A 25,298-nucleotide genomic window follows, 5' to 3' on the forward strand; every position below is an offset into this window, starting at 1 on the left:
GATTATCCCTCCTTCTTTTCTGATACCACAACTGTGATGTGGCTTGTGCGTTTGTTAATTTGGCTTGCACGACCCATTGCACGTGGACGGAAACGTTTTAACGTTGGACCTTCGTCAACGAAAACTTTTTCAACAACTAGGTTGTTAATGTCCATCTCATAATTGTGCTCTGCATTTGCGATTGCAGATTTTAAAACTTTTTCTACAACTGGAGAAGCAGTTTTTGGTGTGTGGTTAAGGATAGCAATCGCTTCACCCACTTGCTTACCTCGGATTAAGTCTACTACTAAACGAACTTTACGAGGAGCAATACGAACTGTTCTCGCTACTGCTTTAGCTTGCATTGAAGTGCCTCCTCTCATTATCTTCTAGTTTTCTTATCGTCAGCAAGGTGACCTTTGTACGTACGAGTTGGTGCGAATTCACCTAACTTATGGCCAACCATATCCTCAGTGATGTACACAGGTACGTGTTTACGACCATCATATACAGCGATTGTGTGTCCGATGAACTGAGGGAAGATTGTTGAACGGCGAGACCAAGTTTTAACAACTTGTTTTTGCTCAGATGCAACTAATTTTTCCATTTTGCTCATTAAGTGATCATCGACAAATGGTCCTTTTTTTAAGCTACGAGCCATTTTGGTGCCTCCCTTCGTGATTGGCGTACGGTTCTAGAAATGAACCGTACTACAATCCCATTATTTTTTACGACGACGAACGATGAATTTGTCAGACGCTTTGTTTTTCTTACGAGTCTTGAATCCAAGAGTTGGTTTACCCCATGGAGACATTGGAGACTTACGTCCGATTGGAGAACGTCCTTCACCACCACCGTGTGGGTGATCAACCGGGTTCATTACAGAACCACGAACTGTTGGGCGTTTACCTAACCAGCGAGAGCGACCTGCTTTACCGATTTTGATAAGTTCGTGTTGTTCGTTACCTACTTGACCGATTGAAGCGCGACAAGCAGATAATACAAGACGTACTTCACCAGAAGTTAAACGTACAAGTACGTATTTACCTTCTTTACCAAGTACTTGAGCAGATGTACCAGCAGAACGAACTAATTGTCCGCCACGACCAGGCTTAAGCTCGATGTTATGAACAACAGTACCTACTGGAATGTTGATTAATGGTAATGCGTTACCGATTTTAATGTCAGCTTCTGGGCCAGACATAACTTCCATACCTACTTCTAAAGATTTAGGAGCAAGAATGTAACGTTTTTCACCGTCAACGTAGTTAATTAATGCGATATTCGCAGAGCGGTTTGGATCGTATTCGATCGTAGCAACGCGTCCTGGAATTCCATCTTTGTTACGCTTAAAGTCGATGATACGGTATTGACGCTTATGTCCGCCACCTTGATGACGTACAGTGATTTTACCTTGGTTATTACGACCAGCCTTCTTGCTTAAAGGAGCAAGTAATGACTTTTCGGGTCTATCAGTCGTGATTTCAGCGAAATCATTCGTAGTCATATTACGACGACCGTTAGTAGTTGGATTATACTTTTTGATTCCCATCTCAATTTCCCTCCTTCTTTAGTAAGAATTAAACGCCTTGGAAGATTTCGATTTCTTTGCTGTCAGCAGTTAGCTTAACGATTGCTTTACGACGACGGCTAGTAAAACCAGCGTGACGACCAACGCGTTTTGCTTTCGGCTTGTAGTTCATGATGTTCACTTTTTCTACTTTAACACCAAAGATCGCTTCAAGAGCATCTTTAACTTCTGTTTTATTAGATTTAACGTCCACATCGAACGTGTATTTTTTTTCAGCCATCATTTCCATAGAACGTTCAGTGATAACTGGGCGCTTAATGATATCACGAGGATCTCTCATTATGCAAGCACCTCCTCTACTTTTTCCACTGCCGCTTTTGTCATGATTAGCTTATCATGATGAAGCACGTCTAAAACGTTTACGCCATCAGCAGTGATTACTGTTACTCCAGGGATATTGCGAGCAGATAACTCTACAGATTCGTTTGCATCAGCAGTTACGATAAGAGCTTTCTTCTCAACAGTTAATCCTTTAAGTACTGCTAGCATATCTTTTGTTTTTGGTGCATTTAACACTAGGTCTTCAAGAACTACAATGTTGTTCTCAACTACTTTAGTAGCTAATGCAGATTTGATTGCTAAACGACGAACTTTCTTAGGAAGTTTGTACGCATAGCTTCTTGGTGTAGGTCCGAATACCGTACCACCACCACGCCATTGAGGAGAGCGGATAGACCCTTGACGAGCACGTCCAGTTCCTTTTTGACGCCATGGTTTACGACCACCACCGCGAACTTCAGAGCGAGTTTTTACTTTGTGTGTACCTTGACGTAAAGATGCACGTTGCATCATTACAGCTTCGAAAAGTACAGCTTCATTTGGTTCGATACCGAAAATAGCTTCAGCTAATTCGATTTCACCAACCTGTGAACCAGTTTGGTTATATACAGTAACTTTTGGCATTGGAATTCCTCCTTCCTATTGTGAATTATTTGCTAACCTTCACAGCGCCTTGAACAACTACAAGAGATTTCTTAGCACCTGGAACGTTACCTTTTACTAGTAATAAGTTGCGCTCAGTGTCAACTTGAACGATTTCTAAGTTTTGGATAGTAACTTGGTCTCCACCCATACGTCCAGCAAGTTTTTTGCCTTTGAATACACGGTTCGGAGCAACTGGGCCCATTGAACCTGGACGACGGTGATAGCGAGAACCATGAGACATAGGTCCGCGAGATTGTCCGTGGCGTTTGATAACACCTTGGAAACCTTTACCTTTAGAAATTCCTGTTACATCAACGATTTCACCTGTAGCGAATACGTCAACTTTTACCTCTTGACCAACCTCTAATCCGTCCACGTCTGCATCGCGGATTTCGCGAATGAAGCGCTTAGGAGTTGTAGATGCTTTAGCAGTGTGGCCTTGTTCAGGTTTGTTAGTTAACTTTTCACGTTTATCTTCAAATCCTAACTGGATTGCATTGTAGCCATCAGTTTCAGTTGTTTTCTTTTGAAGAACAACGTTTGGATTAGCAGCGATAACTGTTACTGGGATTAACTCACCGTTCTCAGCAAATACTTGAGTCATACCGATCTTTCTTCCTAAGATTCCTTTGGTCATGAGTTACACCTCCTACATTTTTAAGTTATATAAATTATAGTTTGATTTCGATATCTACACCAGATGGTAAGTCTAAACGCATTAATGAATCTACTGTTTGTGGAGTAGGACTCACGATGTCGATTAGACGTTTGTGCGTGCGCATTTCGAATTGCTCACGAGAATCTTTGTACTTATGAACAGCACGAAGAATTGTGTAAACAGTTTTTTCAGTTGGTAATGGGATCGGACCAGAAACTGTTGCCCCAGAACGCTTAGCTGTTTCTACAATTTTCTCAGCTGACTGATCAAGAATACGGTGATCGTAAGCTTTTAAACGGATACGAATTTTTTCTTTTGCCATTATTTTCCCTCCTTCGTTCGCCTATTTCTAAAATAGACCTTCTCCATGGAAATTTCCCCACACCATGCCATGGCAAAGCGGCCGGGTGTGTCAGCAACCTTCCACTTCATCGCAGTCAAAGACCAACATTGTCTATTATACAATGTTATTCGTCTAGATGCAAGCATCTTTTTGTTTGCATCTGCTTTTCTCTACTTTTGCTATTATACATGGCACTTTAAAGAATTTCAAGTTTTCATCTAACAGAATTCATTTTACAGTTTCTGGATTATCTTTTGTTGTTTTTATATTACTATAGAAGAAACTCGTCAAAACAAAAAAAACACTCTCTTCTCCCTTATATAAACGCAAACAAAAAACCTAAGGGAAAATCCCTTAGGTTTTTTTATATCAGTTAAGATTACTCAACGATAGTAGCAACTACACCGTAACCTACTGTACGTCCACCTTCACGAATAGAGAATTTAGTTCCCTCTTCGATAGCGATTGGAGCGATAAGTTCGATAGTCATTTCGATGTTGTCACCAGGCATTACCATTTCAGTACCTTCTGGTAATTGGATGATACCAGTTACGTCAGTTGTACGGAAGTAGAACTGAGGACGGTAGTTAGCGAAGAATGGAGTGTGACGTCCACCTTCTTCTTTAGATAATACGAAAACTTCAGCTTTGAATTTAGCGTGAGCTTTTACAGAACCGCTTTTTGCAAGTACTTGTCCACGTTGGATGTCTTCACGAGCAACCCCACGAAGTAAAGCACCGATGTTGTCTCCAGCTTGAGCTTGGTCAAGAAGTTTACGGAACATCTCTACACCAGTTACAGTTGTAGAAGCATTTTCTTCAGCAAGACCGATGATTTCTACTACGTCACCAACTTTAACGATACCGCGCTCAACACGACCAGTAGCAACTGTACCACGACCTGTGATAGAGAATACGTCCTCTACAGGCATTAAGAATGGTTTGTCAGTTTCACGTTCTGGAGTTGGGATGTAAGCATCAACTTCAGCCATTAATTCAATGATTTTTGCTTCCCAATCAGCTTCTCCTTGAAGAGCTTTAAGAGCAGAACCTTTGATTACAGGAATGTCGTCGCCTGGGAATCCGTATTCAGATAATAGGTCGCGAACTTCCATTTCTACTAATTCTAATAATTCTTCGTCATCTACCATGTCGCATTTGTTTAAGAATACAACGATGTAAGGAACACCTACTTGACGAGAAAGAAGGATGTGCTCACGTGTTTGAGGCATTGGGCCATCAGCAGCAGATACTACTAAGATACCGCCGTCCATTTGAGCAGCACCAGTGATCATGTTTTTAACATAGTCAGCGTGACCTGGGCAGTCAACGTGTGCATAGTGACGAGTTTCAGTTTCGTACTCAACGTGTGCAGTTGAGATTGTGATACCGCGCTCTCTTTCTTCTGGAGCAGCATCGATTTGATCGTATCCGCGTGCTTCAGCACCACCAGCTTTTGCAAGAACTGTAGTGATCGCAGCAGTTAATGTAGTTTTACCATGGTCAACGTGGCCGATTGTACCGATGTTAACATGGGGTTTAGAACGTTCGAATTTAGCTTTAGCCATTCTAAATTCCTCCTTAGTTTATATAGGTTATTTTATATTTAGACTAGAAAGTGAAACTTACGTCCCACTTTCTAAGCTTACATAAGTAGTTATACTTGAACAATCGATAAAAATCAATTATTCACCTTTATTTTTTTTGATAATTTCTTCAGAAACAGACTTTGGTACTTCTTCATAGTGGTCAAACACCATAGAGAATGTTCCGCGTCCTTGAGTGTTAGAACGTAATGACGTTGCATAACCGAACATTTCAGAAAGTGGAACCATAGCGCGAACAACTTGTGCGTTACCGCGAGCTTCCATACCTTCTACACGTCCACGACGAGATGTTACGTCACCCATAATGTCACCCATGTACTCTTCAGGAATTACAACTTCAACTTTCATCATTGGCTCAAGAATTACTGGGCTACATTTAGAAACCGCAGCTTTAAGTGCCATAGATGCAGCGATTTTGAACGCCATCTCAGATGAATCGACATCATGGTAAGATCCGTCAACTAATGCAGCTTTAATGTCAACTAGTGGATAACCAGCTAGTACACCATTTTTAAGTGCATCTTCAAGACCTGCTCCAACAGCTGGGATGTATTCACGAGGAACTACACCACCGACGATCTTGTTTTCGAATTCGAATCCTTTACCTTCTTCGTTAGGTTCAAACTCAATCCAAACGTGACCGAATTGTCCACGACCACCAGATTGACGAGCGAACTTACCTTCAACTTTCGCAGCAGCGCGGAAAGTCTCACGGTATGCTACCTGAGGAGCACCAACGTTTGCTTCCACTTTGAATTCACGACGCATACGGTCAACGATGATATCAAGGTGAAGTTCACCCATACCAGCGATGATAGTTTGGCCAGTTTCTTGGTCAGTGTGAGCACGGAATGTTGGATCTTCTTCAGAAAGCTTAGATAATGCTGTACCCATTTTATCTTGGTCAGCTTTAGATTTTGGTTCGATAGCTACAGAGATAACTGGCTCTGGGAATTCCATAGACTCAAGGATAACAAGGCTCTTCTCGTCACAAAGAGTATCACCAGTAGTAGTATCTTTTAAACCTACAGCAGCAGCGATATCACCAGCGTAAACTGTTGAAATCTCTTCACGGCTGTTAGCGTGCATTTGTAGGATACGACCTACACGCTCACGCTTACCTTTAGTTGAGTTTTTCACGTATGATCCAGAGTTTAACACACCAGAGTACACACGGAAGAACGTTAACTTACCAACATAAGGGTCAGTCATGATTTTGAATGCTAAAGCTGCGAATGGTTCTTCATCGCTAGACTTACGTTCTACTTCTTCATCTGTATCCGGTAGAGTACCTTTAATAGCAGGTACATCTAGTGGAGATGGAAGGTAGTCGATAACTGCGTCTAACAGAATTTGAACACCTTTGTTTTTGAATGCAGAACCACAGATTACTGGGAAGAATTCTACAGAAGTTGTAGCCTTACGGATACCAGCTTTAAGCTCTTCTACAGTGATTTCTTCACCTTCTAGGTACTTCATCATCATTTCTTCATCAAGCTCAGCTACCGCTTCAATAAGTTTTCCACGGTATTCTTCAGCTAATTCTTTGTGCTCTTCAGGAATTTCAACACGTTGAATGTCTGTTCCTAAATCGTTACCGTACATGTAAGCACACTCTTCAACAAGGTCAATGATACCATTGAACTCATCTTCAGCACCGATTGGTAACTGAATTGGATGTGCGTTTGCTTGTAAACGATCGTGGATTGTTCCTACAGAGTATAAGAAATCTGCACCGATCTTATCCATTTTGTTAACGAATACGATACGAGGTACGCCGTAAGTAGTAGCCTGACGCCAAACAGTTTCTGTTTGTGGTTCTACACCAGATTGCGCATCAAGTACTGCTACAGCGCCATCAAGTACGCGTAAAGAACGTTCTACTTCTACTGTGAAATCTACGTGTCCTGGAGTATCAATGATGTTTACACGATGACCTTTCCATTGTGCTGTAGTTGCAGCAGAAGTAATTGTGATACCACGCTCTTGCTCTTGCTCCATCCAGTCCATCTGAGATGCACCTTCGTGAGTTTCACCGATTTTATGAATACGTCCTGTGTAGTACAGAATACGCTCAGTTGCTGTTGTTTTACCAGCATCGATGTGAGCCATGATACCAATATTACGAGTGTTTTCTAAAGAGAACTCTCTTGCCATTTGGTGTCTTGCTCCTTCCATATATGGATTGGATTTTTTTATTTTAAGTAGCAAAAAAGCCACTTTATATTGTTACACATGTCAGTATGTCCAGTACTCTCATTATGTAAAACGAGCGCCCGATGAAAGGGAGAGGCATTCTCCCTCTCCACACTTCCATAAGCGACAAATAAAGCGGTTTATGCTTACATTTATTTTACGTTGAATCCTACCAACGGTAATGAGCAAATGCTTTGTTAGCTTCTGCCATTTTATGAGTGTCTTCACGTTTCTTAACAGATGCACCAGCGTTGTTAGCTGCATCTAAGATTTCGTTAGCAAGACGCTCTTCCATAGTTTTTTCACCACGAAGACGAGCGTAGTTTACTAACCAACGAAGACCTAAAGTTGTACGGCGTTCTGGACGAACCTCAACTGGAACTTGGTAGTTAGCACCACCAACACGACGAGCGCGTACTTCAAGAACAGGCATGATGTTCTTAAGAGCTTGCTCGAATACTTCCATTGGCTCTTTACCAGTACGTTCGTTTACGATATCGAACGCATTATAAAGAATTGTTTGAGATTTACCTTTTTTACCGTCAACCATCATTTTGTTGATAAGGCGTGTTACTAGCTTCGAATTGTACATTGGATCTGGTAACACGTCACGTTTCGCAACAGGTCCTTTACGAGGCATATTGAGTTCCTCCTTTCATTTTAAAGTTATTATTTTTTAGCAGGTTTTGGTCTCTTAGTACCATATTTAGAACGTCCTTGCATACGTTTGTCAACACCAGCTGTGTCAAGCGCACCACGAACGATGTGGTAACGTACCCCCGGTAAATCCTTTACACGACCACCGCGAATTAATACTACGCTATGCTCTTGTAGGTTATGACCGATACCTGGGATGTAAGCTGTAACCTCGATACCGTTTGTTAAACGTACACGAGCGTATTTACGTAACGCTGAGTTAGGTTTCTTTGGAGTCATTGTACCAACACGAGTACATACACCACGTTTTTGAGGTGCAGAGATATCAGTTGATTTTTTCTTTAAAGAGTTAAAACCTTTGTTTAACGCAGGTGATTTAGATTTCCATACTTTATCAGTACGACCATTTCTCACTAATTGGTTAATAGTAGGCATTTGATTATCCTCCCTTCGCATGTTTGTATGACCACATATCCAGGTGGTTCATTATTAGTTGAAAACAAAGTTTTTGCAAGGAAGAGCAAATGCTCTCTCCTCACAAAAACAGTTTTAACTTATTATTCCTATTGCTGAAGCTCCCACTTGAATCCCCGAAGCTTTACCAAGCTTACGAACTGATTCAACTTTTGTTATGGGCACGTTATATTGCATTGCAACACGAATGATAGCATGGGTTAACCGCATGTCAGCATCCTCTGCGATGACAACTTCTTTAACTGTACCATTTTTGATTGCCTCCAATGTGCGTTTATGACCAACGACTACATTTTCAGCAGTTGATACTTTTTGATAAGACATATAAATATCCTCCAAAGCATCGTTCAGGAGCAACCTTGATTATAGTAACATTTTGACTCATACAATGTCAACTAAGATTAATTGTTTTTATACAAAATTTATGCCGGAAAATTTTACTGTTCCACATAAACCTCATCGTTTTCTACATTCATGTCATCTTGTGTTGTTTTTACAAGATCCACTTTGCGATAACGATTCATACCTGTTCCAGCAGGAACAAGTTTACCGATAATAACATTTTCTTTTAATCCTAGAAGTTCATCGCGTTTACCCTTAATTGCTGCATCAGTTAAGACACGAGTTGTTTCTTGGAACGATGCTGCAGATAAGAATGAATCTGTTTCAAGTGAAGCTTTTGTAATACCAAGTAGAACAGGTCTAGCTGTTGCTGGTTGCTTACCTTGCAGTAAGACCTTAGCATTCGCATCAGTGAACTGATGGATATCTAGTAATGTTCCTGGTAATACATCTGTTTCACCTGCATCACTTACACGAACTTTACGTAACATTTGACGTACCATTACTTCTACGTGTTTGTCACCAATTTCTACCCCTTGCATACGGTATACTTTTTGAACTTCACGTAATAAGTATTCTTGAACCGCCGTAATGTCCGTTACTTTTAGTAATTCTTTCGGATCAATAGAACCTTCTGTTAACTCTTTACCGTGGCTAATTGGCTGTCCTGGAGTTACTTTCAGACGAGCACCGTAAGGAATAGCATACGTACGAGCTTCAACTTCACCCTGTACAACTACTTCTTGGCGATCTTTAACGTCGTTGATCGCTGCGATAACACCGTCGATTTCACTGATAACTGCCTGACCTTTCGGATTACGAGCTTCGAAGATCTCTTGGATACGAGGTAAACCTTGAGTGATATCATCTCCGGCAACCCCACCTGTATGGAATGTACGCATCGTTAACTGTGTACCTGGCTCACCGATAGATTGAGCTGCGATAATACCTACCGCTTCTCCTACTTCTACGTCTGTTCCAGTTGCTAAGTTACGACCGTAACACTTCTTACATACACCGTGGCGAGTGTTACACGTAAACGCTGAACGAATGTTTACAGTTTCAACACCCGAATTTTCAACGATATGAGCGATATCTTCAGTAATTAATTGATTTTCAGCAACTAATACTTCACCTGTTTCAGGATGTTTTACAGTTTTTCTTGCAAAACGTCCAACAAGACGATCATATAATGACTCGATAACTTCATTACCCTCTTTAATCGCACCGATTAATAAACCGCGATCTGTTCCACAATCATCTTCACGAACGATTACATCTTGTGCAACGTCAACAAGACGACGTGTTAAGTAACCAGAATCGGCAGTTTTAAGTGCTGTATCAGCAAGACCTTTACGCGCACCGTGCGTAGAGATGAAGTACTCAAGTACTGTTAAACCTTCACGGAAACTCGATTTGATTGGAAGTTCGATGATACGACCAGATGGATTGGCCATAAGACCACGCATACCAGCAAGCTGAGTAAAGTTAGATGCGTTACCACGGGCACCTGAGTCACTCATCATGAAGATTGGGTTGCGTTTATTCAAGGATTTCATCAGTTTTCCTTGGATAACATCTTTTGCATTACTCCAAATAGAGATAACGCGATCGTAACGTTCTTCTTCCGTGATTAAACCGCGACGGAATTGTTTAATTACATTATCTACTTTTGCTTGTGCTTCGTGGAGAATTTCATCTTTTTCGCCTAATACAAGAATGTCAGATACCCCAACTGTAATACCAGCTTTTGTAGAGTACTTGAATCCTAAGTTTTTCATACGGTCAAGCATGCGAGACGTTTCTGTAATTTGGAAACGTTTGAATACTTCCGCAATGATGTTACCAAGGATTTTCTTGCTAAATGGCGCCACTTCTTCGCGACTAGCAATAATTTCTTTAATGTTCGCACCTTTTTCAACGAAATATTTCGCTGGTGTTTCTTTTTCAAGGTTTGAATTTGTTGGTTCATTAATATAAGGGAACGACTCTGGTAAGATTTCGTTAAATATTAATTTACCAACTGTTGTTAATAGAAGCATACTCTTTTGCTCTTCAGTAAATGTTGCGTTGTTTACTGCACTTGCAGCTACTGCAACACGTGTATGAAGATGAACATATCCATTTTGATATGCAAGCAATGCTTCGTTTGCATCTTTGAAGACCATACCTTCACCGATTGCACCTTCACGCTCAAGTGTTAAGTAATAGTTACCTAATACCATATCCTGAGATGGAGTAACAACTGGTTTACCGTCTTTCGGGTTCAAGATGTTTTGTGCCGCTAACATAAGAAGACGAGCTTCAGCTTGAGCTTCTGATGATAAAGGTACGTGAACGGCCATTTGGTCACCGTCAAAGTCCGCGTTGTATGCAGTACATACAAGTGGGTGAAGACGGATTGCGCGACCTTCTACTAATGTAGGTTCAAACGCCTGGATACCAAGACGGTGAAGTGTTGGTGCGCGGTTTAGAAGTACTGGATGTTCTTTAATCACAGACTCTAAAACGTCCCAAACTTCAGGTTGTACACGCTCGATTTTACGTTTCGCACTCTTAATGTTATGTGCTAATCCTTTTTCAACTAACTCTTTCATTACGAAAGGTTTGAACAGTTCAAGCGCCATTTCTTTTGGTAATCCACATTGATACATCTTTAAGTTCGGTCCTACAACGATTACAGAACGACCAGAGTAGTCAACACGTTTACCTAATAAGTTTTGACGGAAACGTCCTTGTTTACCTTTAAGCATGTGAGATAGTGATTTTAATGGACGGTTACCTGGTCCAGTAACTGGACGGCCACGACGACCATTATCGATTAATGCGTCTACAGCTTCTTGTAACATACGTTTTTCGTTTTGAACGATGATGCTTGGTGCACCTAAGTCCAATAGACGTTTTAAACGATTGTTACGGTTAATTACACGACGGTATAAGTCGTTTAAGTCAGAAGTAGCAAAACGTCCACCGTCTAACTGTACCATTGGGCGTAGTTCTGGTGGAATTACTGGTAGAACATCTAAGATCATCCAAGACGGTTCATTTCCAGAGTTACGGAATGCTTCTAATACTTCTAGACGTTTAATAGCACGAGTACGGCGTTGTCCTTGTGCTGTTTTTAATTCTTCTTTTAAGAAGTCTACTTCTTTATCTAAATCGATGTCTTGTAGTAGCTTTTTAATTGCTTCTGCACCCATAGCAGCTTGGAATGTGCTACCATATCGATCACGATATGCACGGTATTCTTTTTCAGAAAGTAATTGCTTCTTATCAAGTGGTGTATCTCCACTTTCTGTTACAACATAAGAAGCGAAATAAATTACTTCTTCAAGCGCGCGAGGGGACATGTCTAAGACAAGTCCCATGCGGCTCGGGATACCTTTGAAATACCAAATATGAGATACAGGAGCAGCTAATTCAATATGACCCATACGTTCACGACGTACTTTTGCACGCGTTACTTCAACGCCACATCGATCACAAACTACACCTTTATAACGTACACGTTTGTATTTTCCGCAATGACATTCCCAGTCCTTTTGTGGTCCGAAAATACGCTCACAGAACAAGCCATCTTTTTCAGGCTTTAACGTACGATAGTTAATAGTTTCTGGTTTCTTAACTTCACCGTATGACCAAGAACGAATCTTGTCAGGTGAAGCAAGTCCAATCTTCATATATTCAAAGTTATTTACATCTATCAAGGGGCCTACCTCCCTTTTAGTCTACAGGTTATCCCAATTATTCCTTAGTTGTCTCAACTTCGACATTCAATTTATCTGCTGATTGATGATCATCGTCATCTTCTGTATCACGCATTTCAATTTCTGTATCGTCGCTAGACATCATTTTAACGTCCATACCTAAACTTTGCAGCTCTTTAATCAATACTTTGAATGATTCAGGAACGCCTGGTTCTGGAACATTTTCGCCTTTAACAATTGCTTCATAAGTCTTAACACGTCCAACAACATCATCAGACTTCACTGTTAAGATTTCTTGAAGAGTATAAGCAGCACCGTAAGCTTCAAGTGCCCAAACCTCCATCTCACCGAAACGCTGTCCACCGAACTGAGCTTTACCTCCAAGAGGTTGCTGCGTTACAAGTGAGTATGGTCCAGTAGAACGAGCATGAAGTTTATCGTCAACCATGTGCGCAAGTTTGATCATATACATGACACCAACAGATACGCGGTTATCGAATGGTTCACCAGTACGTCCGTCATACAGGATTGTTTTCGCGTCATTTGCCATACCAGCTTCTTCAATTGTGCCCCAAACATCTTCCTCACGAGCACCATCGAATACTGGTGTTGCAATGTGAATGCCAAGGTATCTTGCTGCCATACCAAGATGAAGCTCTAATACCTGACCGATATTCATACGAGATGGTACCCCTAATGGGTTTAACATGATATCGATTGGCGTACCGTCTGGTAAGTAAGGCATATCTTCTTCTGGTAAAATACGAGAAATAACACCTTTGTTACCGTGACGTCCGGCCATCTTGTCACCTTCAGAAATTTTACGTTTTTGAACGATATATGCACGTACAAGTTGATTCACGCCTGGTGGCAATTCATCGCCATCTTCACGGTTGAATACTTTTACGTCTAAGATAATACCGCCACCACCGTGTGGTACACGTAGTGATGTATCACGTACTTCACGCGCTTTTTCTCCAAAGATAGCATGTAATAGACGTTCTTCAGCTGTTAATTCTGTTACACCTTTAGGTGTTACTTTACCAACAAGTAAATCTCCATCTTTTACTTCAGCACCAACGCGAATGATACCGCGCTCGTCAAGGTTACGTAATGCGTCTTCCCCAACGTTTGGAATGTCACGTGTAATTTCTTCTGGTCCAAGCTTCGTATCACGAGCTTCTGATTCATATTCTTCAATATGAATAGAAGTGTACACATCATCTTTTACAAGGCGCTCACTCATGATGATCGCATCCTCGTAGTTATAACCGTCCCAAGTCATGAAGCCAACAAGCACGTTACGTCCAAGTGCTAGTTCACCTAATTCCATAGAAGGACCATCCGCAAGGATTTCACCTTTTACAACTTCATTTCCAACACTTACGATTGGACGTTGGTTGTAACAAGTTCCTTGGTTAGAACGAATGAATTTTTGCATTTTGTAGCGATCTAAGTCGCCTTTTACTGTTTGACCGTCAACTTCTACATAGCGACGTACCCAAACTTCACGTGCTTCTACGCGCTCAACAACACCAGGATGTTTACAGATTACTGCAGCACCTGAGTCTTTTGCTGATACGTACTCCATACCTGTACCTACAATCGGAGATTCCGGATTCATTAACGGAACCGCCTGACGTTGCATGTTCGCTCCCATAAGTGCGCGGTTAGAGTCATCGTTTTCTAAGAACGGAATACAAGCTGTCGCTGCCGACACTACTTGTTTTGGAGATACATCCATGTAGTCGATGCGTTCTCTATTTGTGACAATGTTTTCACCACGGAAACGAGCTACGATATCTTCACTTAGGAATTCACCTTCGTCAGATAATTTCATATTCGCTTGGGCTACAACATAATTATCTTCTTCATCTGCTGTTAAGTAATCAACATGCCCTGTTACAAGACCAGTTTCTGGGTCAACACGACGGTATGGTGTTTCAATGAAACCAAACTCATTTACTTTCGCGAACGAAGATAATGAGTTAATCAAACCGATGTTTGGTCCCTCTGGTGTTTCAATCGGACACATACGACCGTAGTGAGAGTAATGAACGTCACGCACTTCAAAGCCTGCGCGCTCACGCGTTAAACCACCAGGTCCTAATGCAGATAGTCTTCGTTTGTGAGTTAACTCTGCTAATGGGTTTGTTTGGTCCATAAACTGAGATAACTGAGAACTTCCGAAGAACTCTTTAATAGATGCAATAACAGGACGAATATTAATTAGTGCCTGTGGTGTAATCGCATTTGTATCTTGGATCGACATTCTCTCACGAACAACACGTTCCATACGAGAAAGACCGATACGGAATTGATTTTGTAATAGTTCTCCAACAGAACGCAGACGACGGTTTCCTAAATGGTCAATATCATCTGTATCCCCTACTTTGTATAGTAGGTTGAAGAAGTAACTGATAGAAGCAAGGATATCACCTGGTGTGATGTGTTTCACATCACGAGTAATGTTTGCATTACCAATTACATTAATTACGCGTTCGCCTTCCGACTCAGGAGCATAAATCTTAATAGATTGCAGCTCAACATCGCCTTCTACCACTCCACCCATTGGTTTCGCTGTTTTGAATCCAATGTTTTTCTCTAAGTAAGGTAAAATGCGATCAAGTGTACGACGATCTAAGATTGTTCCTTCTGCCGCTAAAATTTCACCAGTTTCTGGATCCACTAATGTTTCAGCTAAACGTTGATTAAACAATCTGTTTTTAATGTGTAACTTCTTGTTGATCTTATAGCGACCTACATTTGCTAAATCGTAGCGCTTTGGATCGAAGAAACGAGACACAAGTAAGCTCTTAGCGTTTTCTACTGTTGGTGGTTCACCAGGACGTAGACGCTCATAAATTTCAAGCAATGCTTTTTCTGTGCTATCTGTGTTGTCTTTTTCTAATGTGTTGCTTAAGTATTCGTTATCACCTAAAAGCTCGGTGATTTCTTGATCAGAGCCAAACCCTAATGCGCGTAACAAAACAGTTACAGGAAGTTTACGCGTACGGTCAATACGCACATATACAACATCCTTAGCATCTGTCTCATACTCTAACCAAGCTCCGCGGTTTGGAATTACAGTAGCAGTAAAACCACGTTTTCCGTTTTTATCCACTTTGCCACTATAGTATACGCTTGGAGAGCGAACTAACTGGGAAACGATAACACGTTCTGCACCGTTAATTACGAATGTTCCAGTCTCTGTCATGAGTGGGAAATCTCCCATGAACACATCTTGTTCTTTTACTTCACCAGTTTCCTTGTTGATTAGACGCACTTTTACACGAAGTGGTGCTGCATACGTCACATCACGCTCTTTGCATTCGTCTACAGAGTATTTAGGTTCACCTAAGCTGTAGTCGATAAATTCAAGCGATAGATTTCCCGTAAAGTCTTCAATCGGAGAAATGTCTTGGAACATTTCTCGCAAACCCTCATCAAGAAACCACTGATAAGAAGAGGTTTGAATTTCGATAAGATTTGGTAACTCTAATACTTCACTAATACGGGCATAACTTCTTCGTTGGCGGTGGCGTCCGTATTGAACTAGTTGACCTGTCAACTGCTTCACCCCTCAAATCATGAGTATTATAAATGCACAAAAAAATTTGTGCAAAATCACAAATAAATACAACTACTGCTATTAGCGTAGTCTCTTTCTCTTAAAGATAAATACGTTGAGTCTTTCTACCTGCTCAAAAAAGAAAAATGGCTTCTATAAGAAAACCATCATTCTGTTTCATAATCTGCTGATTTTACTATCTTTTCCAAGAGAAACAAAAATATACATCTTTCTCAACGCAGAAAATCATATATTGGCATTGTATAATGTTAACATAGCCAAAAATAACCGTCAACGTTTTTTTGATTTTATGATATAATATCCTTTTTTCTTTTCTACAACCTCAACTTCAGAAAATACTTCTTCTAGTTTTTTTAGCGCAGACGGTGCACCTTGTTTCTTTTGAATAACAATCCAAAGCTCTCCATCTGGAACTAAATACTCCACAGCTTTTTCTAAAATCTCATGTACGATATCTTTACCCGCACGAATTGGAGGGTTAGATAGAATAGCAGCATACTTACCATCTACATTTTCATAGACGCTACTTTGAAAAATACGTATATTCTCGATTTTGTTATTAGCGGCGTTTTCTTTCGCAAGCCCAAGTGCCCTCTCGTTCACATCCACCATGTGAACTTCACGACCTTGAAACTCTTTCGCTAACGACAAACCAATAGGACCGTATCCGCAACCTACGTCTAATATATCACCTTTAATATCTGGCATTTGAAACGCTTCAATTAAAAGACGGGAACCAAAGTCCACTTCGTTTTTCGAGAACACCCCATGGTCAGATAAGAAAGTGAATCGAGATCCACGAAGGGCAAACTCCCATCGCTTACGATCACTTTTACTAGAAGGGTCGTTAGAAAAATAATGGTCTGCCATATGGCCACCTCTTTTCTTTACAGTTAAAAAAAAAGCTCGCATGAGAGCGAGCTTTTTTAAAGCATCAAAAGTTAATTACTTAACTTCTACAGCAGCGCCAACTTCTTCAAGTTTAGCTTTGATTTCTTCAGCTTCTTCTTTAGCAGCAGCTTCTTTGATTACTTTTGGAGTGTTGTCAACTAATTCTTTAGCTTCTTTTAAGCCAAGACCAGTGATTTCACGAACAACTTTGATAACTTTGATTTTTTGTGCACCAGCGCTAGTTAGTTCCACATCAAATTCAGTTTTCTCAGCAGCAGCTTCTCCAGCGCCACCAGCAACAGCTACAGGAGCAGCAGCAGTTACGCCGAATTCTTCCTCGATAGCTTTTACTAAGTCGTTAAGTTCTAATACAGTCATAGATTTAACTGCTTCAATGATTTGTTCTTTAGTCATTGTAAATATCCTCCCTTAAATAGGTTTGTATTGTTTTATCGATAATACGTAATTATCTTTTAAAAAATTAAGCGCCTTGCTCTTCCTTTTGGTCTGCAACTGCTTTAGTAGCAAGTGCAAGGTTACGGATTGGAGCTTGAAGAACGCTAAGAAGCATAGAAAGTAAGCCTTCACGTGATGGAAGAGTAGCGATTGCTTTAACCTCATCAAGTGTTACAAGTTTACCTTCGATTACGCCCGCTTTAATTTCTAAAGCTTCATGATCTTTAGCGAAGTCATTTAATACTTTCGCAGGAGCAACTACATCCTCGTTACTGAACGCGATTGCGTTTGGTCCTGTTAAGAATTCATTTAACTCAGCCATTTCAGCAGATTCTGCAGCACGACGAGTTAGAGAGTTTTTGTAAACTTTGAACTCAACGCCAGCTTCACGTAATTGCTTACGTAATTCTGTTGCTTCAGAAACTGTTAAACCACGGTAGTCAACAACGATTGTAGATTTACTAGCGCGAAGTTTGTCCGCGATTTCAGTTACAACTTGTTGTTTAGTTTCGATTACTTTGCTCATGTTATTACACCTCCTGTAGATTATATAGAAGATGTACCGAAAGTGCACTAAAAACCTCCATGCCCAACTTGTAGACATGGAGGCATATAGTCACAGAAAAAAGATTCCGCTTCGTATATTAACACCTAGGTAGGAAATTAAGTCTATTGACACCTACTGTCTACGGTACACTAATTAAATTCACAACATAAATGATTATATTAAAACTTCTTTATGAAGTCAACTTCCAAAATTTACGCTAATGTAGAAACGTCTACACGTACGCCAGGTCCCATTGTAGAAGCAACTGTTACATTCTTCATGTAAGTACCTTTTGCAGCAGCTGGCTTAACTTTTTGTAAAGTGTCAGCAATTGTTTTGAAGTTTTCTACTAATTTAGCATCTTCGAAAGATACTTTACCGATTGGAACGTGGATGTTACCAGCTTTATCAACGCGGTATTCAACTTTACCAGCTTTGATTTCGTTAACAGCTTTAGTTACATCGAAAGTAACTGTTCCAGTTTTAGGGTTTGGCATTAAACCTTTAGGTCCTAATACGCGACCAAGTTTACCAACTTCACCCATCATGTCAGGAGTTGCTACTACTACATCGAAATCGAACCAACCTTGTTGGATTTTACCGATGTAATCAGTATCGCCTACGAAGTCAGCTCCAGCAGCTTCAGCTTCTTTAGCTTTTTCACCTTTAGCAAATACTAATACACGTTGTACTTTACCAGTACCGTGTGGAAGAACAACTGCACCACGGATTTGTTGGTCAGCTTTCTTAGGGTCAACACCTAAACGGAATGCAGCTTCTACAGTTGCATCAAATTTAGCTGTGTTTGTTTTCTTTACTAATTCTACTGCTTCTGTTGCAGAGTAAGCAGCTGCACGATCAACAAGCTTTGCAGCTTCTACGTACTTTTTACCTCTTTTAGCCATTTTTATTTCCTCCTCGAATGTGGTTTTAGCGGAATAACCTCCCACGTTTACGCCTGTTTTCAGGTATAACCTGAGGATGAGCGCCATCCATTTATTTAAAAACGATAATCATTTACGATAATAAAGGTTGCGAATTGGAATTCCAGACCCGCAACCTTTTTTAAAAACAAATCGAATTAGTCTTCGATAACGATGCCCATACTGCGTGCAGTACCTTCAACCATACGCATTGCAGCTTCTACGCTAGCAGCGTTTAGGTCAGGCATTTTAGTTTCAGCGATTTCGCGTACTTTATCACGCTTAACAGTTGCCACTTTATTACGGTTTGGTTCACCAGAACCAGACTCAATACCAGCTACTTTCTTAAGAAGAACAGCAGCAGGAGGAGTTTTAGTAATGAAAGTGAATGAACGGTCCTCAAATACCGTAATTTCAACAGGGATGATAAGACCAGCTTGATCTGCTGTACGAGCGTTAAACTCTTTACAGAAGCCCATGATGTTAACACCTGCTTGTCCTAATGCTGGACCAACTGGTGGAGCTGGGTTAGCTTTACCTGCAGGAATTTGAAGCTTTACCATTTTAATTACCTTTTTAGCCACGAGACACACCTCCTTAAGTCCGTGATGTGGTCAATTGGACAGTGATTTGCCCTCCCACGTCATATTTTATCTGTAAGGATAAAATCTTTCAAAAAACGTCTCCGATAACGAAGACGTACTGACTTAAAAGATATTATCACTTTTTACAATTCATTTCAAGTTTCATTTTATAATTTTTCAATTTGATGGAAGTCAAGTTCAACTGGAGTCTCGCGACCAAACATATCCACAAGCACGCTAACCTTTTTCTTCTCCACATCAATTTCTTCAATAGCACCTGTATAATCTGCGAATGGCCCCTCATTTACACGTACTGTCTCATGAAGTTCAAAGTCGAAATCAACCACTTCGTTGTCCATTCCCATATGTTTCATAATGGTAACAACTTCCTCTTCTAATAGAGGTGATGGTTTAGATCCAGAACCAGAAGAACCAACGAACCCAGTTACACCCGGCGTGTTACGTACAACATACCAAGAGTCATCAGTCATGATTAATTCTACTAATACATAACCTGGGAACACTTTTCTTTTCATTAATTTTTCTTTTCCGTTTTTCATTTCTACTTCTACTTCTTCCGGGACAACAACACGGAAAATTTTATCTTGCATACCCATTGATTCTACACGTTTCTCTAGGTTTGCTTTTACTTTATTTTCATATCCAGAATAAGTATGGACAACATACCAACTTTTTTCCATTCATTTAGGACGAGCGTCCTTCCCTCCCTGACGTACATTTTTTTGCGCAAATGAAAAAACCCGTTCACCGGGCTTTTACACAGTTCTTATAAATAACATTATATCATGGATAAGTGCTTCTTATTCAAGAATTAACCAAGAATTAACCGAATTAAAGAAGAAATGCCCATATCAACTACTGCGAAGAAAATCGCAAAGAACACAACTGTAGCAACAACAGTCGCTGTTGAGCGGAGTAATTCATCTTTTTTAGGCCAACTTACTTTTTTCATTTCGCGACCTACATCGCCGAAAAAGTTCGTTAAACGCATCTGCGGGACCTCCAGTGTATTATTTCAATTATTTATTTTGTTTCCTTGTGAACTGTATGCTGATTGCATGTTTTACAAAACTTTTTTATTTCAAGTCGCTCTATTGAGCTCGTATCTTTCATAGTAGAGTAGTTTCGATTTTTACACTCTTCACATGAGAGTACAACTTTTTTCCTCATTAGTTACACCAACCTTGTAACATTATGTCCCTAAAAATGTATCATACAATAAAAGACAATGTCAATGACATGCATTTTGTACTCTCTACAAAAGAAAACAGGTGATTTATTTTACACCTGCAGCACTTGTTACTTCTTATGAATTTAAAGTTGTACTTTCTCTCATTTCCATATATCGTTCCAATTTCCTCTTTACTCTTTGTAAAGCGTTATCAATAGATTTCACATGCCTGTTTAACTGTTCTGAAATCTCTTGATAAGAACGACCATCTAAATATAAAGAAAGCACTTTTCTTTCTAAATCGCTTAATAATTCAGATATTTTTGATTCTATGTCTGTATATTCTTCCTGGCTAATGATCATCTCTTCAGGATCAGTCACCTTCGCTTCAGAAATAACATCCAATAACGTTCGATCAGATTCCTCATCGTAAATCGGCTTATCTAAAGACACATACGAATTTAAAGGAATATGTTTTTGTCTTGTTGCCGTTTTAATAGCGGTAATAATTTGTCGAGTGATACATAGTTCAGCAAATGCTTTGAATGAAGACAGCTTGTCCTCTTTATAATCACGAATTGCTTTAAACAACCCTATCATACCTTCTTGAACAATGTCTTCTCGATCGGCACCCACTAAAAAGTAAGATCTTGATTTCGCACGAACAAAGTTCTTATACTTGTGAATTAAATATTCTAGAGCGTCAGTATTACCTTTTCGAACTAACTCAACGATTGCCTCATCCTCTAAATCACGAAATGTAACGTCGCCTATACTTACGAAGCCTGCTTCCACCTTGATCCCTCCGACCGCTATTTATTTAGCAATATTATACAGTAAAAAGATAAAGAGCGTCAATGCTTCAACGCTCTCCTCTTCTTAATTTTTCTAATTTTTCTGTAATATCCTTACTAAATATCTTTCGCATGGCGGGCTGCTGTTCTTTCGTGTCTTTTGTACGCCTTCTTACTTGTTGTTCCATCGCTTGTACTTCCAACTCTAATTCACGCGCAGATTTTCGAAGGGCACCTTGCCCAAATATAACCCATTGTTCTGTATAATCAGAAGTCGCAACATATATTTGTGTATTTATATTTCTAAGCTCTATCGCAAGTTGCTCTATCTTTTCGTCTGCAGTTTGATTCTTTCGTGTGAATATTACTTCTACACGAGATTGTTTCATCTTTTTCTCAATACCATGGACTGTATAGGCATCAAAGACTATCATCACTTTTGTGCCTGTATAACCTTGATAATCCGCCATCTTATCAATAAGCGCATCTCTTGATGATTGTAAATCTACATCCCGCAGTTTCTTCAAATCTCCCCAAGCTCCGATAATGTTGTAGCCGTCAACGATTAAAATATCGTTCATTTTTTATTTACCAATTTCGTGACGTTTACGATATACCTCATACATTAACAAACTTGCGGCTACTGAAGCATTTAAGGATGTAACTTTACCAACCATCGGTAGAGTGATTAAGAAATCACACTTTTCACCAATAATACGACTCATACCTTTTCCTTCACTACCAATTACTAATCCAATCGGCATTGTACCATCTAAATTACGGTAATCCGTTTTCCCTTTGGCATCTGTACCAGCAATCCAAAGTCCACGCTCTTTTAATTCATCAATTGTACGAGATAAGTTTGTTACGCGCGCAACAGGAATGTATTCAATCGCTCCTGTTGATGCTTTCGCAACTGATGCGGTAAGTCCCACAGCTCTTCTCTTCGGAATAATAATTCCATGAGCTCCTGTTGCATCAGCAGTACGCATAATAGAACCTAGGTTATGCGGATCTTCAATCTCATCTAAAATCAAGAAGAACGGATCTTCATTACGTTTTTCTGCCACTTTGAATAAATCTTCTAACTCTGCATACTGATATGCAGCTACTTGAGCAATTACACCTTGATGATTACCCTCAACTAATTGATCTAACTTTTTCTTTGGTGCATGTTGTAAAATAATCTTATTTTCTTTCGCTAACGCTAGTACAATTTGTACTTGTCCTTTGGCAGCACCTTCTGCGATCCAAATTTTATTAATATCTCTCCCTGATCTTAACGCTTCAATTACAGGGTTACGTCCGATAATATATTCACTAGTCATGATGATGTGCCCCCTTCCTTTTCTTCTAAAACTGCAATTGCCTTATATACAATTTCGTCTAATCTTTCACGATTATTTAATAAATGATGATAACCAATTAGTGCTTCAAAGGCTGTACTATGTCGATATGTTTGTACATCCGTATTTTTCGGAACTGTACCTGAATTTGCATTACGCCCTCTTCTTAATACCGCCTCTTCTTCCTCTGTCAAAAATGCCGTCTCTAATAAATGATAAACAACTTTCGCCTGTGCTTTTGCTGAAACAAAGCTCGTCCCTAAGCGATGTAATTGATTAGGGCGAACTTTTCCTTTTTGAAGGAGGTGATAGCGGATATATTGTTCATATACCGCATCACCCATATACGCTAACGCCAAGCTGTTTAATTGCTTTGCATCAATCATCCTTATCCTCTTTTCCATCTTGTACCTTGAGCGGTATCTTCTAAAATAATATTACGTTCTTTTAAATCGTCACGAATTTGATCAGACAATGCGAAATCGCGATTTTTACGAGCTTCAATGCGCTTTTGGATAAGCTCTTCAATTTCTTCATCCAGTAATTCTTCTTTTGATAATTCTAATCCTAAAATATCAAATAACGTTTCCAGTTGTTTTACGTATGCTTCAATCACAACTTTAGATGTATGCTCTTCAAGTAAATATTGATTTGCATGATTTGCTACGTTGTATAATTCGGTAATTGCATTTGCAGTGTTAAAGTCATCATTCATTGCCTCTTCAAATGCAGTCTGGAATTTCTCTATTTCAGCTAACCATTTCTCATTATGGTCCGTTAAATCCGTACTACTCTCCATACGATGCTTTAAGTTTCCATAAGCTGTTTTAATTCTTTCCAGTCCATTATTCGTACTTTGTAATAACTCTTCACTAAAGTTAATCGGGTGACGATAGTGTACTGATAACATAAAGAATCTAATTAACTGCGGGTCGTATTGCTTAATAATATCGTGAACTAAAATAAAGTTACCCAGCGATTTAGACATCTTCTCATTGTTAATATTAATATATCCATTATGCATCCAGTAACGTGCAAACGTTTTTCCAGTCAATGCCTCTGACTGCGCAATTTCATTTTCATGATGCGGGAACGCCAAGTCTTGCCCACCAGCATGAATGTCAATTGTATCCCCTAAATACTTACGCGCCATTGCTGAGCATTCAATATGCCATCCTGGACGTCCTTGCCCCCAAGGGCTTTCCCAGAAGATTTCTCCTTCTTTCGCAGCTTTCCATAAAGCAAAATCAAGAGGGTCTTGTTTCTTTTCCCCTACCTCAATACGAGCACCGTGACGTAAATCTGCGATTGGTTGATGTGATAATTTACCGTAACCTTCGAATTCCTTCGTCTTAAAGTACACATCACCCTCTGATTCATATGCATACCCTTTATTCACAAGTTCTTGAATAAATTCAATAATGATATCCATATTTTCTGTTACACGAGGATGAACTGTTGCGTGTTTGCAACCTAGTGCTGTTACATCTTCAAAGTACGCTTCAACAAAACGATCAGCAATCGTTGGTACATCTTCACCTAATTCATTTGCCGCTTTAATTAATTTATCATCTACGTCCGTAAAGTTAGATACATATTGCACATCGTATCCTTTGTATTCTAAATAACGACGCACTGTATCGAATACCATAGGAGGTCTTGCATTCCCAATATGAATGTAGTTATAAACTGTAGGTCCGCATACATACATCTTTACCTTATTTTCTTCTAATGGAACAAACTCTTCTTTTTGACGTGTTAACGTATTATAAATGTGAATAGTCATTTTTATCCTTCCTTTCTACCTTTAATTCCAATTGTTTCTTCAATTTATCAAGTTCTACTTCCATAGCCTTTAATTTATCAAAAATCGGATCTGGAAGGTCAGAGTGATTTAATTCTTGACCAATCTTTACTCCATTTTGAATAACGACACGGCCAGGTATACCTACAACTGTAGAATGTGCAGGAACTTCTTTTAATACGACAGACCCTGCTCCGATTTTAGAATTCTCTCCCACAGTAATAGACCCAAGAACTTTAGCACCTGTCGCAATTAATACATTATCCTGAATTGTTGGGTGCCTCTTCCCTTTTTCTTTTCCTGTACCACCTAATGTAACCCCTTGATAAATCGTTACATTATCACCAATTTCACAAGTTTCTCCAATTACAACTCCCATTCCATGATCTATAAAAAAGCGTCGACCAATAGTTGCTCCTGGATGGATCTCAATGCCAGTAAAAAAGCGGCTCACTTGTGAAACAAAACGTGCAAGAAAGAAAAAATTTCTTTTATAAAAAGCATGTGCAATTCGATGGGCCCAAACTGCATGTAATCCAGAGTAAGTTAAAATGACTTCGAAATAACCTCTTGCCGCTGGATCCTGTTCAAAAACGACTTCAATATCTTCCCGAAGCCTCTTAAACATCGGTGTTCCCTCCCCTTTATGGGCTGCTTTTTTGTCGAACGAACTAACTCCCCTAACTCATCAC

At 39.8% G+C, this 25,298-nt stretch carries 28 protein-coding genes and 1 other annotated feature; all 28 genes read right to left on the minus strand.

What is annotated here, in order from left to right:
• Positions 1 to 2: 2 nt before the first annotated feature.
• Positions 3 to 344, minus strand: a complete 342-nt coding sequence (rplV, locus tag AU379_RS27670; protein ID WP_001148024.1) for a 50S ribosomal protein L22 — start codon at positions 342 to 344, stop codon at positions 3 to 5.
• A 17-nt stretch (positions 345 to 361) separates the two neighbouring features.
• A complete protein-coding gene (rpsS, locus tag AU379_RS27675) occupies positions 362 to 640 on the minus strand; it encodes a 30S ribosomal protein S19 (protein ID WP_000124454.1) in 279 nt (92 codons plus the stop codon).
• A gap of 60 nt (positions 641 to 700) precedes the next feature.
• Positions 701 to 1,531 (minus strand): 50S ribosomal protein L2, encoded by an 831-nt coding sequence (gene rplB, locus AU379_RS27680; RefSeq protein WP_000511583.1) that lies wholly within the window; start codon positions 1,529 to 1,531, stop codon positions 701 to 703.
• A gap of 28 nt (positions 1,532 to 1,559) precedes the next feature.
• Complete coding sequence (gene rplW, locus AU379_RS27685; protein WP_001205558.1) at positions 1,560 to 1,850, minus strand: 50S ribosomal protein L23; 291 nt, start codon at positions 1,848 to 1,850, stop codon at positions 1,560 to 1,562.
• Positions 1,850 to 2,473 carry a 50S ribosomal protein L4 gene (gene rplD / locus AU379_RS27690; RefSeq protein ID WP_001127258.1) on the minus strand — a complete coding sequence of 208 codons (624 nt, stop codon included), beginning with the start codon at positions 2,471 to 2,473 and terminating at the stop codon, positions 1,850 to 1,852. Before rplD ends, rplW begins: the two co-directional genes overlap by 1 nt.
• A 25-nt stretch (positions 2,474 to 2,498) precedes the next feature.
• Positions 2,499 to 3,131, minus strand: a complete 633-nt coding sequence (gene rplC / locus AU379_RS27695) for a 50S ribosomal protein L3 (RefSeq protein ID WP_000160207.1) — start codon at positions 3,129 to 3,131, stop codon at positions 2,499 to 2,501.
• Positions 3,132 to 3,165: 34 nt separating this feature from the next.
• Entirely contained in the window at positions 3,166 to 3,474 is a 309-nt protein-coding gene (rpsJ, locus tag AU379_RS27700; RefSeq protein WP_001040596.1) for a 30S ribosomal protein S10, read from the minus strand.
• Between the two features lie 400 nt (positions 3,475 to 3,874).
• Positions 3,875 to 5,062, minus strand: coding sequence for an elongation factor Tu (gene tuf, locus AU379_RS27705; protein ID WP_001029614.1), 1,188 nt, complete (start codon positions 5,060 to 5,062; stop codon positions 3,875 to 3,877).
• 117 nt (positions 5,063 to 5,179) lie between these two features.
• On the minus strand, positions 5,180 to 7,258 hold the full coding sequence (gene fusA, locus AU379_RS27710) for an elongation factor G (RefSeq protein WP_000090370.1): 2,079 nt from the start codon (positions 7,256 to 7,258) through the stop codon (positions 5,180 to 5,182).
• Between the two features lie 208 nt (positions 7,259 to 7,466).
• Complete coding sequence (rpsG, locus tag AU379_RS27715; RefSeq protein ID WP_001137491.1) at positions 7,467 to 7,937, minus strand: 30S ribosomal protein S7; 471 nt, start codon at positions 7,935 to 7,937, stop codon at positions 7,467 to 7,469.
• A gap of 29 nt (positions 7,938 to 7,966) precedes the next feature.
• On the minus strand, positions 7,967 to 8,389 hold the full coding sequence (gene rpsL, locus AU379_RS27720) for a 30S ribosomal protein S12 (protein WP_001142341.1): 423 nt from the start codon (positions 8,387 to 8,389) through the stop codon (positions 7,967 to 7,969).
• A 114-nt stretch (positions 8,390 to 8,503) separates the two neighbouring features.
• The gene (locus AU379_RS27725; protein WP_000121837.1) at positions 8,504 to 8,752 is read right to left on the minus strand and encodes a 50S ribosomal protein L7ae-like protein; all 249 of its coding nucleotides are present in this window, start codon (positions 8,750 to 8,752) and stop codon (positions 8,504 to 8,506) included.
• 113 nt (positions 8,753 to 8,865) lie between these two features.
• The gene (rpoC, locus tag AU379_RS27730; RefSeq protein WP_000567939.1) at positions 8,866 to 12,477 is read right to left on the minus strand and encodes a DNA-directed RNA polymerase subunit beta'; all 3,612 of its coding nucleotides are present in this window, start codon (positions 12,475 to 12,477) and stop codon (positions 8,866 to 8,868) included.
• A 37-nt stretch (positions 12,478 to 12,514) separates the two neighbouring features.
• Positions 12,515 to 16,048, minus strand: coding sequence for a DNA-directed RNA polymerase subunit beta (rpoB, locus tag AU379_RS27735; RefSeq protein ID WP_000147553.1), 3,534 nt, complete (start codon positions 16,046 to 16,048; stop codon positions 12,515 to 12,517).
• Positions 16,049 to 16,339: 291 nt separating this feature from the next.
• The gene (locus AU379_RS27740) at positions 16,340 to 16,939 is read right to left on the minus strand and encodes a class I SAM-dependent methyltransferase (protein WP_000763262.1); all 600 of its coding nucleotides are present in this window, start codon (positions 16,937 to 16,939) and stop codon (positions 16,340 to 16,342) included.
• A 75-nt stretch (positions 16,940 to 17,014) separates the two neighbouring features.
• On the minus strand, positions 17,015 to 17,374 hold the full coding sequence (gene rplL, locus AU379_RS27745; RefSeq protein WP_000159736.1) for a 50S ribosomal protein L7/L12: 360 nt from the start codon (positions 17,372 to 17,374) through the stop codon (positions 17,015 to 17,017).
• Positions 17,375 to 17,441: 67 nt separating this feature from the next.
• The gene (rplJ, locus tag AU379_RS27750; RefSeq protein WP_000048716.1) at positions 17,442 to 17,942 is read right to left on the minus strand and encodes a 50S ribosomal protein L10; all 501 of its coding nucleotides are present in this window, start codon (positions 17,940 to 17,942) and stop codon (positions 17,442 to 17,444) included.
• A 39-nt stretch (positions 17,943 to 17,981) separates the two neighbouring features.
• Positions 17,982 to 18,126, minus strand: a sequence feature (ribosomal protein L10 leader region).
• 49 nt (positions 18,127 to 18,175) lie between these two features.
• Positions 18,176 to 18,868, minus strand: coding sequence for a 50S ribosomal protein L1 (gene rplA, locus AU379_RS27755; RefSeq protein WP_001987630.1), 693 nt, complete (start codon positions 18,866 to 18,868; stop codon positions 18,176 to 18,178).
• A gap of 176 nt (positions 18,869 to 19,044) precedes the next feature.
• Positions 19,045 to 19,470: a 50S ribosomal protein L11 gene (rplK, locus tag AU379_RS27760; protein ID WP_001085872.1), complete on the minus strand. Its 426-nt coding sequence runs from the start codon at positions 19,468 to 19,470 to the stop codon at positions 19,045 to 19,047.
• Between the two features lie 167 nt (positions 19,471 to 19,637).
• Complete coding sequence (nusG, locus tag AU379_RS27765; protein ID WP_000415794.1) at positions 19,638 to 20,171, minus strand: transcription termination/antitermination protein NusG; 534 nt, start codon at positions 20,169 to 20,171, stop codon at positions 19,638 to 19,640.
• Positions 20,172 to 20,302: 131 nt separating this feature from the next.
• Positions 20,303 to 20,482, minus strand: a complete 180-nt coding sequence (gene secE, locus AU379_RS27770; RefSeq protein ID WP_001241323.1) for a preprotein translocase subunit SecE — start codon at positions 20,480 to 20,482, stop codon at positions 20,303 to 20,305.
• 32 nt (positions 20,483 to 20,514) lie between these two features.
• Positions 20,515 to 20,661, minus strand: a complete 147-nt coding sequence (gene rpmG / locus AU379_RS30175) for a 50S ribosomal protein L33 (protein WP_014481927.1) — start codon at positions 20,659 to 20,661, stop codon at positions 20,515 to 20,517.
• Positions 20,662 to 20,797: 136 nt separating this feature from the next.
• Positions 20,798 to 21,457 carry an RNA polymerase sporulation sigma factor SigH gene (locus tag AU379_RS27775; RefSeq protein ID WP_000387193.1) on the minus strand — a complete coding sequence of 220 codons (660 nt, stop codon included), beginning with the start codon at positions 21,455 to 21,457 and terminating at the stop codon, positions 20,798 to 20,800.
• A 67-nt stretch (positions 21,458 to 21,524) separates the two neighbouring features.
• Positions 21,525 to 22,037 carry an NYN domain-containing protein gene (locus AU379_RS27780; RefSeq protein ID WP_000997886.1) on the minus strand — a complete coding sequence of 171 codons (513 nt, stop codon included), beginning with the start codon at positions 22,035 to 22,037 and terminating at the stop codon, positions 21,525 to 21,527.
• Between the two features lie 3 nt (positions 22,038 to 22,040).
• Positions 22,041 to 22,784: a 23S rRNA (guanosine(2251)-2'-O)-methyltransferase RlmB gene (gene rlmB, locus AU379_RS27785; RefSeq protein ID WP_000200237.1), complete on the minus strand. Its 744-nt coding sequence runs from the start codon at positions 22,782 to 22,784 to the stop codon at positions 22,041 to 22,043.
• Positions 22,781 to 23,188, minus strand: a complete 408-nt coding sequence (locus AU379_RS27790) for a Mini-ribonuclease 3 (protein ID WP_000564261.1) — start codon at positions 23,186 to 23,188, stop codon at positions 22,781 to 22,783. The genes rlmB and AU379_RS27790 overlap by 4 nt, the downstream gene beginning before the upstream one ends.
• 2 nt (positions 23,189 to 23,190) lie before the next feature.
• Positions 23,191 to 24,588 carry a cysteine--tRNA ligase gene (gene cysS / locus AU379_RS27795; RefSeq protein ID WP_000152276.1) on the minus strand — a complete coding sequence of 466 codons (1,398 nt, stop codon included), beginning with the start codon at positions 24,586 to 24,588 and terminating at the stop codon, positions 23,191 to 23,193.
• Complete coding sequence (gene cysE / locus AU379_RS27800; RefSeq protein WP_000476497.1) at positions 24,569 to 25,234, minus strand: serine O-acetyltransferase; 666 nt, start codon at positions 25,232 to 25,234, stop codon at positions 24,569 to 24,571. The genes cysS and cysE overlap by 20 nt, the downstream gene beginning before the upstream one ends.
• Positions 25,235 to 25,298 lie beyond the last annotated feature (64 nt).

This window comes from Bacillus sp. JH7 (genome assembly GCF_001563515.1).
Classification (GTDB): domain Bacteria; phylum Bacillota; class Bacilli; order Bacillales; family Bacillaceae_G; genus Bacillus_A; species Bacillus_A cereus.